This is a genomic window from Dryocola clanedunensis, assembly GCF_038405435.1.
Taxonomy (GTDB): domain Bacteria; phylum Pseudomonadota; class Gammaproteobacteria; order Enterobacterales; family Enterobacteriaceae; genus Dryocola; species Dryocola clanedunensis_A.
Map to the genome: position 1 here is coordinate 191,591 of NZ_JBBYHZ010000004.1, position 16,456 is coordinate 208,046.

16 protein-coding genes, 4 tRNA genes and 1 pseudogene are annotated in these 16,456 nt (G+C 56.7%); 8 read left to right on the plus strand and 13 right to left on the minus strand.

Annotation, left to right across the window (positions count from 1 at the left end; all coding sequences use genetic code 11):
• The first annotated feature begins 116 nt into the window (after window positions 1–116).
• From ompC to AAE045_RS11485, 3 genes are all read left to right on the plus strand, one after another.
• Window positions 117–1,244: a porin OmpC gene (gene ompC, locus AAE045_RS11475; RefSeq protein WP_455547829.1), complete on the plus strand. Its 1,128-nt coding sequence runs from the start codon at window positions 117–119 to the stop codon at window positions 1,242–1,244.
• Window positions 1,245–1,486: 242 nt separating this feature from the next.
• Window positions 1,487–2,284 carry a DgsA anti-repressor MtfA gene (mtfA, locus tag AAE045_RS11480; protein ID WP_455547830.1) on the plus strand — a complete coding sequence of 266 codons (798 nt, stop codon included), beginning with the start codon at window positions 1,487–1,489 and terminating at the stop codon, window positions 2,282–2,284.
• A gap of 100 nt (window positions 2,285–2,384) precedes the next feature.
• Window positions 2,385–2,460 (plus strand) — tRNA-Asn (locus AAE045_RS11485).
• Window positions 2,461–2,574: 114 nt separating this feature from the next.
• Here the strand turns inward: AAE045_RS11485 and cbl are convergent.
• The 6 genes from cbl to AAE045_RS11515 form a co-directional block, all read right to left on the minus strand.
• Window positions 2,575–3,519: an HTH-type transcriptional regulator Cbl gene (gene cbl, locus AAE045_RS11490; protein WP_455547831.1), complete on the minus strand. Its 945-nt coding sequence runs from the start codon at window positions 3,517–3,519 to the stop codon at window positions 2,575–2,577.
• 105 nt (window positions 3,520–3,624) lie between these two features.
• A complete protein-coding gene (gene nac / locus AAE045_RS11495; protein ID WP_455424990.1) occupies window positions 3,625–4,542 on the minus strand; it encodes a nitrogen assimilation transcriptional regulator in 918 nt (305 codons plus the stop codon).
• Window positions 4,543–4,765: 223 nt separating this feature from the next.
• Complete coding sequence (locus tag AAE045_RS11500; RefSeq protein WP_455547832.1) at window positions 4,766–5,272, minus strand: protein disulfide oxidoreductase; 507 nt, start codon at window positions 5,270–5,272, stop codon at window positions 4,766–4,768.
• Window positions 5,262–5,888 carry a DsbA family protein gene (locus tag AAE045_RS11505; protein WP_455547833.1) on the minus strand — a complete coding sequence of 209 codons (627 nt, stop codon included), beginning with the start codon at window positions 5,886–5,888 and terminating at the stop codon, window positions 5,262–5,264. The genes AAE045_RS11500 and AAE045_RS11505 overlap by 11 nt, the downstream gene beginning before the upstream one ends.
• Window positions 5,885–7,771 carry a protein-disulfide reductase DsbD family protein gene (locus AAE045_RS11510; protein WP_455547834.1) on the minus strand — a complete coding sequence of 629 codons (1,887 nt, stop codon included), beginning with the start codon at window positions 7,769–7,771 and terminating at the stop codon, window positions 5,885–5,887. Before AAE045_RS11510 ends, AAE045_RS11505 begins: the two co-directional genes overlap by 4 nt.
• A 49-nt stretch (window positions 7,772–7,820) precedes the next feature.
• Complete coding sequence (locus tag AAE045_RS11515; protein WP_455547835.1) at window positions 7,821–8,186, minus strand: copper resistance protein; 366 nt, start codon at window positions 8,184–8,186, stop codon at window positions 7,821–7,823.
• Between the two features lie 183 nt (window positions 8,187–8,369).
• Here AAE045_RS11515 and AAE045_RS11520 point away from each other — a divergent pair.
• Window positions 8,370–8,445, plus strand: a tRNA-Asn gene (locus AAE045_RS11520).
• 154 nt (window positions 8,446–8,599) lie between these two features.
• Here AAE045_RS11520 and AAE045_RS11525 read toward each other — a convergent pair.
• From AAE045_RS11525 to ldtA, 3 genes and pseudogenes are all read right to left on the minus strand, one after another.
• Window positions 8,600–8,932, minus strand: a complete 333-nt coding sequence (locus AAE045_RS11525) for a type II toxin-antitoxin system PemK/MazF family toxin (RefSeq protein ID WP_455547836.1) — start codon at window positions 8,930–8,932, stop codon at window positions 8,600–8,602.
• A pseudogene (locus tag AAE045_RS11530) lies at window positions 8,933–9,100 on the minus strand (AbrB/MazE/SpoVT family DNA-binding domain-containing protein); the annotation flags it as partial. It lies immediately after the preceding gene.
• 192 nt (window positions 9,101–9,292) lie between these two features.
• Complete coding sequence (gene ldtA, locus AAE045_RS11535; protein ID WP_455547837.1) at window positions 9,293–10,228, minus strand: L,D-transpeptidase; 936 nt, start codon at window positions 10,226–10,228, stop codon at window positions 9,293–9,295.
• A 201-nt stretch (window positions 10,229–10,429) separates the two neighbouring features.
• Between ldtA and AAE045_RS11540 the strand changes: the two genes are divergently transcribed.
• Together AAE045_RS11540 and AAE045_RS11545 are read left to right on the plus strand one after the other, a co-directional pair.
• Complete coding sequence (locus tag AAE045_RS11540; protein WP_455547838.1) at window positions 10,430–11,884, plus strand: AMP nucleosidase; 1,455 nt, start codon at window positions 10,430–10,432, stop codon at window positions 11,882–11,884.
• Window positions 11,885–12,054: 170 nt separating this feature from the next.
• Window positions 12,055–12,130: transfer RNA gene (locus tag AAE045_RS11545), tRNA-Asn, on the plus strand.
• 111 nt (window positions 12,131–12,241) lie between these two features.
• Here the strand turns inward: AAE045_RS11545 and nfsB are convergent.
• Window positions 12,242–12,895 carry an oxygen-insensitive NAD(P)H nitroreductase gene (gene nfsB, locus AAE045_RS11550; protein ID WP_455547839.1) on the minus strand — a complete coding sequence of 218 codons (654 nt, stop codon included), beginning with the start codon at window positions 12,893–12,895 and terminating at the stop codon, window positions 12,242–12,244.
• 130 nt (window positions 12,896–13,025) lie between these two features.
• Here nfsB and AAE045_RS11555 point away from each other — a divergent pair, with 130 nt between their 5' ends.
• Complete coding sequence (locus AAE045_RS11555; protein WP_455547840.1) at window positions 13,026–13,937, plus strand: LysR family transcriptional regulator; 912 nt, start codon at window positions 13,026–13,028, stop codon at window positions 13,935–13,937.
• Window positions 13,938–13,941: 4 nt separating this feature from the next.
• Here the strand turns inward: AAE045_RS11555 and AAE045_RS11560 are convergent, their stop codons facing one another.
• Window positions 13,942–15,399 (minus strand): EmmdR/YeeO family multidrug/toxin efflux MATE transporter, encoded by a 1,458-nt coding sequence (locus AAE045_RS11560; protein ID WP_455547841.1) that lies wholly within the window; start codon window positions 15,397–15,399, stop codon window positions 13,942–13,944.
• Window positions 15,400–15,591: 192 nt separating this feature from the next.
• Between AAE045_RS11560 and AAE045_RS11565 the strand changes: the two genes are divergently transcribed.
• Window positions 15,592–15,667 (plus strand) — tRNA-Asn (locus AAE045_RS11565).
• Between the two features lie 47 nt (window positions 15,668–15,714).
• Here AAE045_RS11565 and AAE045_RS11570 read toward each other — a convergent pair.
• Together AAE045_RS11570 and AAE045_RS11575 are read right to left on the minus strand one after the other, a co-directional pair.
• Window positions 15,715–16,017: a transcriptional regulator gene (locus AAE045_RS11570; RefSeq protein ID WP_455547842.1), complete on the minus strand. Its 303-nt coding sequence runs from the start codon at window positions 16,015–16,017 to the stop codon at window positions 15,715–15,717.
• A gap of 1 nt (window position 16,018) precedes the next feature.
• Window positions 16,019–16,375: a type II toxin-antitoxin system RelE/ParE family toxin gene (locus AAE045_RS11575; RefSeq protein ID WP_455547843.1), complete on the minus strand. Its 357-nt coding sequence runs from the start codon at window positions 16,373–16,375 to the stop codon at window positions 16,019–16,021.
• Window positions 16,376–16,456: the final 81 nt, after the last annotated feature.

Genomic DNA, 16,456 nt, shown 5'->3' on the forward strand with positions numbered 1-16,456 from the left:
ATTATACAACTTACACCTCACCCGGTAGAAAGTATGAACTATTTGGTTACGATGTTGCTGGTTGTTCAGGACTGAAACAATCATTCATTCTAATTATATTTAAAAGGATTATCTATATGAAAAGAACAGCACTGGCATTACTTATTCCAGCAATACTGACCCTGGGCGCGGCTAACGCGGCGGAAATGTATAATAAAGACGGTAATAAAGTTGACCTGTATGGCAAAGTCGATGCGCGCCATACCTTCTCTGATAATAAAGGTGATGACGGCGATGCCACTTATACCCAAATAGGGTTCAGAGGCGAAACGCAGATTAACAGCGCGCTCATGGGCTTCGGCCAGTGGGAATACAAAATGATGGCAAACGACACCGAGGACAGCGGCAGGAAGGCATGGACTCGTCTGGCCTTCGCTGGTCTGAAGTTTGGCGACTACGGCTCGCTGGACTACGGCCGTAACTACGGTGTTGTTTACGATATCGACGCATGGACGGATATGCTGCCAGTCTTCGGTGGTGACACCGCGGCGCAAACCGATAACTACATGATGGGCCGTGCGAGCGGCGTGGCAACCTACCGTAATGCCGACTTCTTCGGTCTGGTAGATGGCCTGAACTTTGCCATCCAGTACCAGGGCGCTAACGAAGGTGCTAATGATAACGAAGATCAGGAAGGCACCAACAATGGCCGCAGCTACAAGTATTCCAACGGTGATGGCTGGGGCATGTCCTCCTCCTACGATTTCAACTTTGGTTTGAGCTTCGGTGCAGCCTTCTCCTCCTCTGACCGTACTAATGAGCAGGAAGCATTAGGCCGTGGTGATACCGTTATGGCCGGTGGCGAAAAGGCTGAAGCCTGGACCGTCGGTACTAAATATGACGCCAACAATATCTATCTGGCAGCAATGTATGCCGAAACCAATAATATGACGCCGTTTGGTGCCGGTTATATTGCCAACAAAACCCAGAACTTTGAAGTTGTGGCTCAGTACCAGTTCGACTTCGGCCTGCGCCCGTCCGTAGCCTACCTGCAGTCTAAAGGTAAAGAGCTGAACTCTGGCTACGGTAACGACAAAGACCTGGTGAAATACGTTGATGTCGCCGCTACCTACTACTTCAACAAAAACTTCTCCGCCTACGCAGATTACAAAATCAACCTGCTGGACGGCAATGACGACTTCTACAACGATGCCGGCATCTCTACCGACGACGTTGTTGGCGTTGGCATGATTTACCAGTTCTAAAAAAAAGACCTACCCCCCTTTGTATTGTTTAGCCCGCTTATCGCGGGCTTTTTTTCGTTCCGCATTTTATCCAGGCCAAAGCAATGTTTAAGTTATTCAGATAATTCCGTAGCTGAAGGCACACTTGTGACCCGCATCGTTGAAGTAAAAATCATTAAGTGCTTGAATAATGGCCCGCTGAGGGGCATTAATGATGCCGATATCTTCTCTCCTGCAACCATGATGACTTTGTGAGCAAGTACATGATTAAGTGGCCCTGGAAAGTAAGTGATTCATCCGCTGTCTCCGCCCTGCCCTGGGAGCAGGCTTTTGCCATCCCCGTGCTGGCCGACCTCACCGCGGTTGAGCAGCAGAAACTCATCCGTCTGGCCGATCGCTTTTTGCAGCAGAAGCGGCTGGTCCCGCTTCAGGGCTTTGAACTTGACGAACTGAAAAGCGCGCGCATTGCCCTGCTGTTCTGCCTGCCGGTGATGGAGCTGGGGCTGGAATGGCTGGATGGCTTTCACGAGGTGCTGATCTACCCTGCTCCTTTCGTGGTTGACGATGAATGGCAGGATGATTTCGGCCTGGTTCACAATCAGCGCGTCGTGCAATCCGGGCAGAGCTGGCAGCAGGGCCCAATCGTACTTAACTGGCTGGACGTGCAGGACTCCTTCGACGCCTCAGGCTTTAACCTTATCGTCCACGAGGTGGCCCACAAGCTGGATATGCGCAACGGCGACAGGGCAAGCGGTATCCCGCTTATCGCGCTGCGGGACGTCGCCGCCTGGGAACACGACCTGTACGCGGCCATGAATAATATCCAGGATGAAATCGATCTGGTCGGCGAGAATGCGGCTAGTATAGATGCCTACGCGGCAAGCGAGCCGGCAGAGTGCTTCGCGGTGCTTTCCGAGTACTTCTTCAGCGCGCCGGAGCTGCTGGCCCCGCGCTTTCCGTCGCTCTATCAGCGTTTTCGCCTGTTTTACGGCCAGGATCCTCTGCAACGCCTGCGTCGTAACGAAAACCCCCACGATGCGGACGGCAAAACGGTGCATTAATTCCGCAAGTTGATTCTAATTTGCTCATTCGAATCAAGACGTTATTTTTGTCGTTGACTCTTTTTAAACGTGAGGCTACTATTCGCCTCGTTCAAACGATTCCTCTGTAGTTCAGTCGGTAGAACGGCGGACTGTTAATCCGTATGTCACTGGTTCGAGTCCAGTCAGAGGAGCCAAATTCGAGAGCCTGCTTAAGGAAACTTAAGCGGGCTTTTTTGCGTTTAGGCTTCGTGAAAAATAAACGCCCAAACTAAGAATAACGGGCGAGGCTATCGCCCTTTCCCGGCGAATTAAATCTGGAAGTCGATAACCACCTCGTCTGACTCCAGCGCCTGGCGCTTAATTTCCTCTACCGAAAGTTCAGGATTGCAAAGCTCGATAAACCGCCAGACATAGTTCCGCTGCAGCTGGCCGCGCTTGATCCCCAGCCACACGGTATTGGCGTCAAAAAGATGCCGTGTATCCAGGCGTACCAGACTTCCCTCCTCGCCGCTGGCCTGATCGGCCACCAGCCCGATGCCCAGGCCAAGATCGACGTAGGTTTTCACCACGTCCGAATCCTGCGCGCTGAGCACGATATCCGGCGTCAGCCCCCGGCGTGAAAACGCTTCGTCAATACGTGAACGGCCGGTAATACCCTGCCGATAGGTAATAAGCGGCCAGCGGCTGATATCGTCGAGGGTCAGAGGGCTGGCGTGGATCAGTGGGTGGCCTTTCGGCACCAGCAGGCTGTGATACCAGCGGAACCAGGGATAGGCGACCAGAGTCGGGTCGGTGCTCAGGCGTTCGCTGGCGATGCCGATATCCGCCGTGCCGCTGTGGATCAGCGCTTCAATCTCCTGCGGCGTGCCCTGGATAAGCTCCAGGCGTACCTCAGGGAACAGCGCCCGGAAGGCCTTAATAATCACGGGAAGGCTGTAGCGCGCCTGGGTGTGGGTAGTGGCGATGGTCAGCACGCCGCTGGCATCGTTGGTGAAGAGATCCGCCAGCCGCCTGACGTTGCTGGCTTCGTTCAGAATGCGTTCGGCAATCACCAGCAGCGCCTTTCCCGGTTCGGTCATACCTAATAACCGTTTGCCCCGGCGAATGAAAATCTCAATGCCTAACTCTTCTTCCAGCTCGCGAATGTGGCGGCTGACGCCGGACTGCGAGGTGAAAAGGATATTGGCGACCTCGGTGAGATTGTAATCCCGCCGGGCCGCCTCGCGGATAATCTTGAGTTGCTGGAAATTCACGTTGCCCCCAGGAGCATGGCTGTTCTTTACGCCATTGTTAAAGTCACAGCCCCCGGCGAACAAATAATAAAAACCAGCAAGTTATTCCTTTTAGCGATAAGACCCTCAGCCCACCAGCAGCAGCTCACGATTTTCCAGCGCCGGACGTGCCGCCAGCGACATAAGAATATCTTTTACTGCCTGGGCCTGAGGCGTTAACGGCAGGCGCGCCGAGAGGTTAACCGACAGAGGCAGGTTAAGGGACGGGCTGGCGATGCGCGCCATCCAGCCATTGGCGGAGGCGGTCAGCGAGCGCGCGGCAGATTCCGGCAGCACAGTCACGCCCATCCCGCTGGCAATCGCGGCGGTAAGCGTTGAGAGAGACTCAATTTCGCCGATGATCTTCGCCGTCAGGCGGCGGAGCGAAAAGGCTTCATCTACGCGCTTGCGCACGGCGCTGTAGTCACGCGGCAGGAACAGGTTCATTTCGGCCACCGCAGCGAGATCGACCGTCTGGCCTGGACAGTCGCGGGTGCCGACGAGAAACAGCTCCTCTTTCAGTAGCGGCTGGCTGGTGATGCCCGCCGTCGGGGAACGGTCGTACAGGACCGCCATGTCAAGCTGGCCGCTTAACAGCTTGTCATTCAGGGATGAACCACTGTTTTCGTGCAGGTAGACCAGCACGTCCGGGAGTTCGTTGCGCACTGCCTGAAGCAGAGGCATGGTAATCGAAGAGGCGGCGGTTCCCGGCGCAAGGCCAATGGAGACCGTGCCGCTTAGCGTCTGGCCCACGTTCCCGACCGCAAGCTGGGCCTGTTCGCACTGGCGTAAAATAGTGCGCGCGTGGGTATAAAGGATCTTTCCTGCCTCCGTCGGCGTTACGCCGCGCTTGGTGCGGATTAACAGCTGCTGATCCATTTCCCCCTCAAGGGTTGCGACCTGCTGGCTCAGGGCCGGCTGCGCGATATGCAGCACTTCAGCGGCCTGCGTCAGGCTACCAATATCGACGATTTTTACGAAGTACTTCAGCCGTCTTAAGTTCATTTTGCCTCCTTCGGGAAATGCCAGCGCCAGTTTCAGCAGTGATGTCGCAGAAAGAATTGCAAGATGCTTGCCACTTTTCGGGAAAGCCGGACCAGATGGTCTAAGCGGCTGGATAATAAGCGAAACTGATAAAACGCCCCCGTTTCATTAATGAAACATGGGTTTGCTTATGCCCCATAAGAGGTACTCGCGCACCGTGATGGTGCGCGAGAAAAACAGAAATTTATGACAGACGTGCCCACCACAGGCGCAGCTTCATGCCCCAGTAGCTCGTCCAGCCGGTGGTTGAGGAGACGATCGCGCCCTTGTGAAGCACAACAAAAGTCGGCGTAACGCCAATTTCCCAGTTCTGCGACAGCCTGCCGTCCGCATCGTTGATAACCGGCAGCGTCATCTTCTTGTGGGCAAGCCAGCCGGTAACCTTTTGGTCGTCCCCTGAGCGCAGCGCCACGGTCATAACATTTTCGCCCTCTTCCGTCAGGCGCGACACGTCCGGAGTGGTGAAACGGCAGACTCCGCACCAGCTCGCCCAGAAGTAGATCAGCAGCGGACGGTCTTCGCTTAGCGCGGCCAGCGAAACATTTCTGCCGTCGAGCGTGTGCAGCGGCGTGCTGTTAAAGGTGGCGGGCAGCTGCGGCGCTCGCCACCAGTCTATGACAAGCAGCACGGCTCCGAGGAGGGCCAGCAGCACCAGCCCTTCCCGCCCCCAGCGCAGGAGTTTATTGACCATTGGCCTGCACCAGCTTTTCCTGGACCAGCGCTTCCAGCGTCTCCCACGGCACCGCACCGGCCAGCATGGTATCGCCGACGATAGTGGCTGGCGTTCCCTGCACGCCGACGACTCTGGCGAGCTGAAGGTTCAGGCTCAACGTTTCCATACTTTTCTGGTCCGGCGTCACGGGCGTGGCGCCGCTCTTATCAACGGCGGTTTTAATGCTCGCCGGGGTGTGATAGCCCTTTTTCGACATCAGCATCTGGTGCAGCTTCAGAAACTGATCCGGATGCTCCCGCCAGGTAGTCAGCACGATGCGCGCCGACTCGGTAGAGGTCTCGCCTTTAAAAGGCAGCGGCCTGATGACTACCGCCACGTCCGGATATTTTTGGGTGATTTTCTCCAGCATCGGGTCGAGCTGCTTGCAGTAAGGGCAGTTGTAGTCGGTAAAAGAGACCAGCGTCAGCTTAGGGTTGGCGGCCCCGATGCGCGGGCTTAGCGGGTCGTGGAACAGCGCCTCGTAAATGAGCTGCTGCATTTCCTCTTCCCGATCCTGTGGCTGCTGCGGCTGTTCCGCGGCCTGCGCGCTGAAGGTCACCATCAGCACCAGTAAAAAAGTCATCACCAGCTTCATTTTGTCTCTCCTTTAGCTTCCGTAAGCGTATTCAGGACGGCATCACGCGACAGCAGCGTGGGCAGCGCTTTCCCTTCCGGTAATCCAGGGCCGTAGATTTGGTTGTAGGGCACTGCCACCTGGCCGCGCCGCTTCAGGAAATCGGTGATTTCTTTCGAGGGCAGCGTCCAGTCGCCGCGCAGCGCCACGACGTCAGGGGCCTGAAGGGCCGCCTGCACATCGTCCCGGGAAAGGACGTTAAGCTTGTTGATTTTGCAGGTGATGCACCAGTCGGCCGTCACATCCACAAAGACCCGTTTATGCTGCGCAAGGGCATTTTGCACGGCCTCTTCACTCAGCGGCTGCCAGGCAATCTGCTCTTCGCTGGCTTTGCCCGTGGCGCTGCCGAAGTGGGCGGGCAGCAGGCTTGCCAGCCAGAGTGCGGAGCCCAGCATCATGACGGCGAGGATCTTACGCAGCCAGTTCATCCACGGGCCGGGACGAGGCAAGCGCAGCGCCAGCCCCGGACGCAGGGCAATCAGCAGCCACGGCAGGCTCATACCTACGCCCAGCGCCAGGAACAGCCCCCACAGCACCGGCAGCGGAGCGGCCAGCGCTACCGCAACCGCAGTGCCCAGGAAAGGTGCGCTACAGGGCGTTGCGAGCAAGGTAGCCAGCGCTCCCTGCCAGAAATGCCCGGCCATGCCGGTGCCGCCGTGGGTGGCAAGGCGGGTGGTAAGATTCGAAGAGAGGCGGAACTCAAACAGGCCAAACAGGCTGGCGCTGAACGCCACCATCACCAGCGCCATAAAGCCGATAAACCACGGGTTCTGAAACTGGATCCCCCAGCCCAGCGCCTGATTGGTCAGCCGCAGGACGGTCATCAGCAGCGCCAGCGCCATGAAGGAGGCGATGATGCCGGCAACGGAGGCCAGAAACTGGCGGCGGATAATTTTCCGGTCCTGCTGCCCGACCAGCAGTATCGACCCCAGCTTCATGCCGAGAACCGGCAGCACGCAGGGCATCAGGTTAAGAATGAACCCGCCGAGCAGCGCGAACAGCACCACCTGCCAGAGGACAAACGGATCCTGCGGAGCAGGTACCGCAGCCGCCTCCGTCACCTTCACCGTCGACTGCTGGGCTATGCCGTCATCAGACACCACCAGCGTCAGCGAACGCCCGCGTAAATCCGGCCCCGTACCGTCCCAGCCGTCGCTGGTCGGCACGGTAGCCCACAGGGTTTCGCCTTCCGTCTGAATTTTGGGTCTGGCAAAGCTCGCATCGTCCGGCACAACCAGAAACAGATCGGGTTTCTTCCAGCCTGCGGCGCGGGTTGCTTTTACCACCAGCTCACCGGTTCGGTAGCCCGCGCTCAGGCTGTCCGTGAGCCCATTCTTAAGCGGAACGCTGCCCATCGCCTGAGCATAGTCATGGGCGAATGCCGCATCGCCGGCAGCTGGCGTTAGCTCAAAGGGATAATCTGTGAGCAGGCAAACGTCTTTGCAGGTTGAAAGCGTCAGCACGCCAGCGATACGGCCAGGCGGCTTACCCGGCATGGTCATCGGAATGCTGACCCGATCGTGGTAGCCCTGAGTGGTAATGCCGCCGACGTCAAAGCGCTGCGGAGTGGGCCAGAACCACTCAACCGCAGGCATAGCGTTTTTCCAGGCAATAGCAGGCGCAACGCCCCCCTCACCCGGCGAACGCCAGTAGGTTTTCCAGCCCTTTTCCAGCCTTACGTCCAGCAGCAGGCGCGTTTCGCCGCCGTCGCCGGTATCAGCGCGCAGGCGCACGCTGGCATGATCGTTATCGGCGGACGTCAGCCAGCCGGGTTCTGCGGCCCATGAAAACGGCAGCCACAGCAGCAGTAGGCAGAGCAAAGCCTGCCTGAAAAGACTCAACATATTTTTTCTCCGTAAATGAATTAACTAACCGTGTTGCACAGCCGGTTTGTCATTCACGGAAGACGCAAAATCGCAGATGGACTCTTAACGTGGGCGAAGAAAATGCCCTGACAGGCGCAACGGGCGAACGTGTCGTCCGTGCGGGAATAAGCAGTGCGAGGAGCAGGCTGACGGCAAAAAGTGCGCCTTCGAATAGCACAGGGGGAGCAGAAAGCAGCGACTTGGCGCTTAGTTCACAGGGGGTCACAGGAGCGGCAGCATCAACATCGGAGCTGATGGACTGGCTTAAGGTCATCTCTGAGGCCGCTTTCATTTGCAGGGCGTGCAGGCCCGCCATGCGCTGCGCGGTGCAAACTACCACCACCAGACATGACAGAACCAGAAACCACTTTGCCAAATGCTTGCGTTTAAACATGCTTTCCTCATTTGTGAACCGCCTATCTTAGCCAGTCCGCGCCGTTTGGCAACCGATGCGCTGTAAAGTTATGTCTGCCCCTGGGGCGCGTTTGCTTGTTTTATCAGCAAACGAACGCCTTGCGCTGTTTCAGGCTTTGACAAGGGGGAACGGGGTCGTTAATATGCGCCCCGTTCACACGATTCCTCTGTAGTTCAGTCGGTAGAACGGCGGACTGTTAATCCGTATGTCACTGGTTCGAGTCCAGTCAGAGGAGCCAAATTAGAGAAGCCCGCTTAAGGAAACTTAAGCGGGTTTTTTGCTGTTTTCAGGCATGCCTGAAAAGCCTTATCAGATATTGATTCACGAACTCTGGCGAAAAACCTATCCGACGCGTTTTCAGTTTCCATGCTCACCCAGTGGGCTGGCAAAAATCAGTTGAGGATAGCTTCCAGCCTTCCCAGCACTTCGTTCAGGATAGTTTCAGGTATACGTTCCAGCCGTTTGCCGCTACGGGCCTCCATATCAATGGTTCTGGGCTGGTCGCAACGTATAACACCTGTTGTTTTCGTCCCTGCGCCATCCAGCGATACGGTAAAACCCGCCGTGCGGGCAACGTTTCCGCCGCTGGTCACAGGAACAATGACAGGTAACCGGGTGAGCTTATTGAACGCTGCCTTCGATACGATGAGCACCGGACGTTTTCCGCTTTGCTCATGACCAGCAGTAGGATCAAGTGAAACGAGCCAAATTTCGCCTCTGTCCATTTACAGGATCTCCTTACCCACGGCAGGTGCATCAATCCATTCCCGATCTTCCTCACTGATTTCAGCGTGCGGATCGCACTGTGCCAGCAGCTCTTCAAGCGAATAGCGGGGCCGTTTCTGGGGTTCAATAATCAGGCGGCCATTATCAATGGTCATGCCCACTTTTGCGGTTCAAAGGTTTATGACGGATCGGATAAACGAAATGCGGCGCAGGTTCCATATCAGATCTGCGCCGGGAATATATTAGCGGCAGCACGAAGGCAATTAATCTCTGATCTAAATATTCAGGCTCAGGCTGGTAATCAGCCAGTCAGGGGTTCAGCCGATTCAGCCAGAGGAGCCCTAACTAAAGAAGCCCGCTTAAAGCTGACCCGTGCTGCCGGGCATGGTGCTGATAAGCATCGGCATTCCTGAGCGGCGGAGCAACGCGGCGCTCACAACGTCTGCATCGACGCCGTCCCCCTCGGTGACATTGCGCAGCGCCGGGGTCATGGGCAGCGGGACTTTCCTGTCGGATTCAAACTCGGTGCGGTTACGGGACAGCGGCTCGTGCACTTCCAGCCAGCGCCGCCCGTCCGGCTCGACGGTGACTTTCACCGGCTGGTCAATCAGCTGTACGCGCGTCCCCACCGGCACGTTATCGAACAGATATTTAATATCGTCTTTGCGCAGGCGAATGCAGCCCTGGCTGACGCGCAGGCCGATACCAAAGTTGGCGTTTGTCCCGTGGATGGCGTAGAGCCTGCCGATGTAAATCGCGTAAAGCCCCATCGGATTATCCTCGCCCGGCGGGACGAAGGCCGGCAGGGTTTTGCCCTCCTTCGCGTATTCGCGGCGGGTATTCGCCGTCGGCGTCCAGGCGGGAGCCTCCTGCTTACGCTCAACCTTCGTCACCCAGTTGCGCGGCGTTTCACGCCCGGCCTGGCCAATGCCAATCGGCAGAATTTCTACCGTGCCGCTGTCCTGCGGATAGTAGTAAAGCCGCATTTCGGCGACGTTTACCACTATCCCCTCGCGGACGGTATCCGGCAGAATCACCTGCTGCGGAATAGTCAGCTGGCTACCGGCTTTTGGCAGGAACGGATCGACGCCCGGATTGGCCTCCAGCATATTGCTGAACCCCTGCCCGTAGAGGGCGGCAAAGTACTCCAGCGGCTGGGTGTTCCCGTCCGGGACGGTAGCAATTAACGCCGTGCCGACAAGGCGGCTGCCCTCCGGCGGAAGCGGATAGGTGACCGCAATGGCGCTATGGGTAACGGCGGCAAGCACCAGGGCAAGCGAGGATAAACGAATCATGGTTTCCCCGTTATAAACAGGATGGATTAAGTTTAAATATAACCCTCCGCTGCGGATCTGGTGAGATTTCGGCCGCAGACCTGAGTCTTAAAGTTTTTCACATTCCCGCTACATCCCCCTTCCGTTCTTTCCCGTCCGTGACATACTGACGGAACCCGCGTCCACCCGGCATGCCCGGCATGCCCGGCATAAGGAGAAATAATGAACAATGACGCAGCCAACCAGGGGCTGACGCCCGAGCAGGCGCTCGATAAGCTTGAATCCCTTTTTGATGATGCAGTGAACGCCCTGCGTGATGCCATAGACACCTATACGCATAAAGGAACGCTGCCAGATCCGATAGCCCGCACGGCGGGCCTGTTCGTCTACCCGGAACTGCGGGTCAGCTGGGACGGCACGACCAACAAGCCAAATAAAACCAGAGCCTACGCGCGTTTTACCCATTCCGGCAGCTACACCACTACCATTACCCGCCCTTCGCTGTTCCGCACTTATCTCATCGAACAGCTCTCGCTGCTGCACGAAGATTACGGCGCGCACATTGAGGTAGGCCCGTCACAGCACGAAATTCCCTACCCTTACGTGATAGACGGCCTGTCGCTGGACCGTTCAATGAGCGCCGATTTAACCCGCCACTTCCCGACGACCGAACTGGCGCAGATTGGCGATGAAACGGCGGATGGCCTGTTCCACCCGACGGAGTTTTACCCGCTGTCGCATTTTGACGCCCGCCGCGTGGATTTCTCCCTCGCGCGCCTGCGGCATTACACCGGTACGCCCGTGGAACATTTCCAGTCTTTCGTTCTGTTCACCAACTACACCCGCTACGTGGATGAGTTCGTGCGCTGGGGCTGTCAGCAAATACTCGATCCTGAAAGTCCTTACGTGGCGCTCTCCTGCGCCGGTGGCGTCTGGCTGACGGCGGATTCAGAAGCGCCGGAGGCGGCGATTTCCGACCTGGCCTGGAAGAAGCACCAGATGCCCGCCTGGCATCTGATTAACGCCGACGGAACGGGCATTACGCTGATTAACATTGGCGTTGGCCCGTCGAACGCGAAAACCATCTGCGACCACCTCGCCGTGCTGCGCCCGGACGCGTGGCTGATGATTGGCCACTGCGGCGGCCTGCGCGAAAGCCAGGCCATTGGCGACTATGTGCTGGCGCATGCGTATTTACGGGACGATCACGTGCTTGACGCCGTGCTGCCGCCGGACATCCCTATTCCGAGCATCGCCGAAGTACAGCGCGCGCTCTACGACGCCACCAAGGTTGTCAGCGGCATGCCGGGCGAGGAGGTTAAACAGCGTCTGCGCACCGGAACGGTGGTCACCACCGACGATCGTAACTGGGAGCTGCGCTATTCGGCCTCCGCGCTGCGCTTTAACCTCAGCCGCGCCGTCGCCATCGATATGGAGAGCGCGACCATTGCCGCGCAGGGGTATCGGTTCCGCGTGCCGTACGGGACTTTGCTGTGCGTGTCGGACAAGCCGCTGCACGGCGAGATCAAACTCCCGGGCCAGGCAAACCGCTTTTATGAAGGGGCGATTTCCGAACATTTACAGATCGGCATCTGCGCCATTGACCTGCTGCGTGCCGAAGGCGAGCGCCTGCATTCCCGCAAGCTGCGCACTTTTAACGAGCCACCTTTCCGCTAGGAAGGGCTGGTTTTGCTTCGTGTGCATCCAGATGAAGGGTAAGGAACAGGCCGCTGAAAAGCGGTCTTTTTTGTCACTTTGGCGTAATTATCAGCAGTTAAACGCAGATCGCTGAAACAGGCTTTGACAACCTCTGTCCGCGCCGTTAACATGCGCCCCGTTCACACGATTCCTCTGTAGTTCAGTCGGTAGAACGGCGGACTGTTAATCCGTATGTCACTGGTTCGAGTCCAGTCAGAGGAGCCAAATTAGAGAAGCCCGCTTAAGCAAACTTAAGCGGGCTTTTTGCTTTTGTGATTCAGCCTGACGTTGCAGGATGGCGCGTCGCTTTTAAGACCGTCGCCATCCTGCTTATGCTTAAATCTCGGTCAGAATTTCGCTGAAATCGAGACGGGACTTAGGCAGCGCGGCGTTGAAATCCTCCACGCTGCGGTAGCCGACCGGCACGATAACCAGGCTGGTATAGCCCTTCTCGCGCAGGCCAAACTCTTCGTCCAGAATTCGGGCGTCAAAGCCTTCAATTGGCACGGCGTCGATATTCAGCGCTGAAACGCCCAGCAGGAAATTGCCGACGTTAAGATAAACCTGTTTCTCCATCCAGTGCTGCGCATCTTTCAAATCAAACCGGTGCATGTTCACGAAGTAAGAACGGCCTTTATGCTGCCCTTCCATAGCCTGCTGGCTGGCAAAACGTCCGTCCGCATTCTCTTTCTCCAGCAGCGTTTGCAGATGCGTTTCATCAATTGCCGTCTTCGCGCAGAACACCACTACGTGAGAGGCGTCCAGAACTTTACGCTCGTTAAATACGTAGAAGCCGGAGGTTGCCTTCGCAATGCGCGCTTTCGCTTCGTCGCTGCTGGCCAGAATAAAGTGCCACGGCTGGGAGTTGGTGCTGGACGGGCTAAGACGCAGCAGATCTTTTACTTTGGCAATGTCCTCGGCGCTGATTTTTTTGGTCGCGTCGAACGCTTTGGTTGAGTAGCGTGAGGACGCCGCATCAATAATATTCATGATTATTCCCTGAGTTAGTTAACATGGGCCACATAACGGTTTGCGACCGGAGCCATGTAGGTATGTTACCAGGCGCCGCGCTTTCGAGAAACAGACCAATAAAAACAACACTTATCCTCGGGGAGTGAAAATGCTCAGGCTGGAAGACCTTACTTTATTCGTCAGGGCGAGCGCCTTAAACAGTTTCAGCGACACGGCGCGCGAGGCGGGCCTGCAACCCGCGCAGGTCAGCACCGCCATCAAGCGGCTGGAGAAAATCCTCAACGTCCGGCTTTTTGCCCGATCCACCCGCAGCCTGCGGCTGACGCCGGAAGGCGAGAGCTGGCTGCCGTACGCAATCCAGGCGCTGCAGGCGCTCGAGGCGGGCATGGAACAAATTCAGCCGTCGAACGATGAAGTGCGGGGCGTGCTGCAAATCGCCGTGCCTTCCGACCTGGGGCGCAACATTATGCTGACGGTGTTCCAGGAGTTTCGCCGTCGGCATCCCGCGCTGCAGCTGAAGATTCTGTTTTCCGATCAAATCGCCGACGTGTTCAAAGATCCGGTGGATATTGCCTTTCGCTACGGCATCAACGATGACGCTTCGTTCATCGCCCTGCCCCTCGCCCCCAACAATCGCCGCGTGATCGTGGCGTCACCCGACTACATCGAACGCTTTGGGGAGCCAAAAACCATTGCCGAATTAGCCCATCACAACGCGCTGACTTATCTGCTGAAGGGCCGGGTATTCGACAAGTGGACCTTTACGCAAGATGGCAACGTGCACCATGTCGCCGTGAAGGGTTCGATGATGAGCGATGACGCCGAAGTTATCCGCCGCCTGGCCATTCGCGGCGAGGGCATTGCGTTTAAATCGTGGCTGGACGTAAGCGAGGATGTTGCCGCAGGAAGGCTGAAAGTGCTGCTTGGGCAGTATCACGGCGACGCGGTGCCGCTGAGCCTGATTTGCCCGCACCGCAAACAGCTTTCTGCTACGGTGCGGCTGCTGCATGAAGCGGTGAAGCAGCGCTGTGACGCGCTGCTTGAAGGTCTGCCGCACTAACGAATCAGGCTGGCGGCAGCTCTGTAATCTCTTCGGTTTGCTGCTGCCTGATGCGGGGATATTTTTTCAGCCAGCGTCCGCTGATCATACGCCAGTAGAAGAACGCCCCGCGTACGGCCCAGTCGAAGAACATGCCCAGCCAGACGCCCACCACGCCCATGCCCAGCACAATCCCCAGCGTATAACCGGCCACTACGCGGCAGCCCCACATGCCGAGCATTGATACCCACATGGCAAAACGGGCGTCACGCGCGCCTTTAAGACCGGCGGGCAGCACCCAGGAAGCGGCCCAAATCGGCATAAACGCGGCGTTCATCCAGATCAGGACCTTCACGACTTCTTTAACATCATCTTCATGCGTGTAGAACGAGGCGAACAGCCCGGCAAACGGCGCGGTGCCCCAGGCGATAATCGTCAGGCCTATGGTAGAGAGCCAGAACACGTGCCGCAGCTGCCGCTCTGCCTGGCCAATCTGACCTTTACCCAGCCGCCTGCCGACAATAATCGTCGAGGCTGAGCCGAGGGCGTTGCCCGGCAGGTTAATCAGAGAGGCAATCGAGAAGGCGATAAAATTACCCGCGATAACGTTAGTGCCCATCCCGGCCACGAACATCTGCGTCAGCAGCTTCCCGCCGTTGAATAGCACGGATTCAATGCTGGCCGGAATACCAATGCCGAGCACTTCCCAGAGAATATTAAGCTTGAGCGGCGTGAAGTAGCTTTTCAGCGAGATGCGCAGCGCCGGGTTAAAGCCAATCATCAGCACGTAGATAATCCCTATCGCGCCAATGTAGCGGGAGATGGTCAGCCCCAGCCCCGCGCCGACAAACCCCATCCCCTGCCAGCCGAACAGGCCGTAGATCAACACGCTGCTGATCATAATGTTGAGGATGTTCATGCCGCCGTTAATCAGCAGGGGGATTTTGGTGTTGCCCGCCCCGCGCAGCGCGCCGCTGCCAATAAGCGCAATAGCCGCCGCCGGATAGCTCCACACCGTGGTTTGCAGATAGGAGAGCGCCAGCGCTTTAACCTCCGGCGTTGCATCCCCGGCAATAACGTTAATGATGGCGTTGCCGGCAAGGTGAATGCCGATGGCCAGCAGAACGGCAATAATCGTCATCAGCACAAGCGATTGCCGTGCAGCCGCCCGCGCACGTTTGGGATCGAGCTTGCCGAGGCTGAATGCCACCACGACCGTTGTGCCCAGGTCTACCGCGGCAAAAAAGGCCATGATCACCATGTTGAAGCTGTCGGCAAGGCCCACGCCCGCCATCGCCTCTTTACCCAGCCAGCTCACGAGGAAGGTGCTCAGCACCCCCATCATCAGCACACAGGTATTTTCCAGAAAAATAGGCACGGCAAGGGGCGTTATTTCCCGCCAGAAGAGAACCCGATAGCTTTTTCTTTTGGCGTACCAGCGAGTCTTAGCCACGCGCTGGCGGAGTACGGCATGTAAGTTCAAGAGAGACCTGTGAGAGAGAAGTGAAACCACATTTCAAATAATGATTTACAAATGCTTATCCTGCAAAGAATTTTTTGCGTTAAGTCGTCTAAAAAGGCGACAAAATGTTGACGGAACCCGCAATCAAACGGCGCGGGCCGATTTAGCCTTTGACAATCCGGGCGCACTCGCTAAGATACACCGCACTACAATTCCTCTGTAGTTCAGTCGGTAGAACGGCGGACTGTTAATCCGTATGTCACTGGTTCGAGTCCAGTCAGAGGAGCCATATTTGAGAGCCTGCTTAAGGAAACTTAAGCGGGCTTTTTTATGTCTTTATAGCGAAAACTCATAGTGCGTACCGTCGGGCAGTTCGACATCCATACGCAGCTTTCCGCCAGCGGCCTCCACATAGCGTTTTAGCGATGAAAGTTTTATGTCGCGTCCCGGTTTCTCCATGACGGCCACCGTGGGCTGCTTTATTCCGAGCGCTATGGCCATCTCCGCCTGCGTTTTCTGGACCCGCTCGCGCAGCTCCGCAAGATGAATATCGAGTAACATTTCATCCGCCATAGCCCTGGCGGCGGCAACAACTTCGGGTTTCTCTTCTGCAAGCAGCTGCTCTAGCGAAGTGACCATGTCATAGCTCCTTTTTCTCCTGAACTTTCAGGTAGTGGGTATATTCTTTCTCGGCCAGCGGGATCATCGTTTCGTAAAATCGCTTCTCGTTACCGACCTTATTTCCTGCACAGAGCAGAACCCCTTTACGCCAGGGATCAAAAGCAAACAGTGCCCTCAACGGCATCCCACGGCTCTGTATCCTCAGCTCTTTCAGATTGCCATAGCGCGAACCTTTTAGCGTATCAACGTAGGGTCTGGACAACATTGGCCCGGCTTCCCTTAACAGCAGTATTGCGGCGTAGACACTGGCACGATCGGTTTCATCCAGTGAACGCAGCCAGGCTTTAAAAGTTTCGGTAACGTTAATCGACCACACGCGAGCTCCTTGCAATATAGATCAAAGACTATATAGGTGCAAACCTATAATCAGACCTTAAGGAGGCGGCGGCGATTTTGC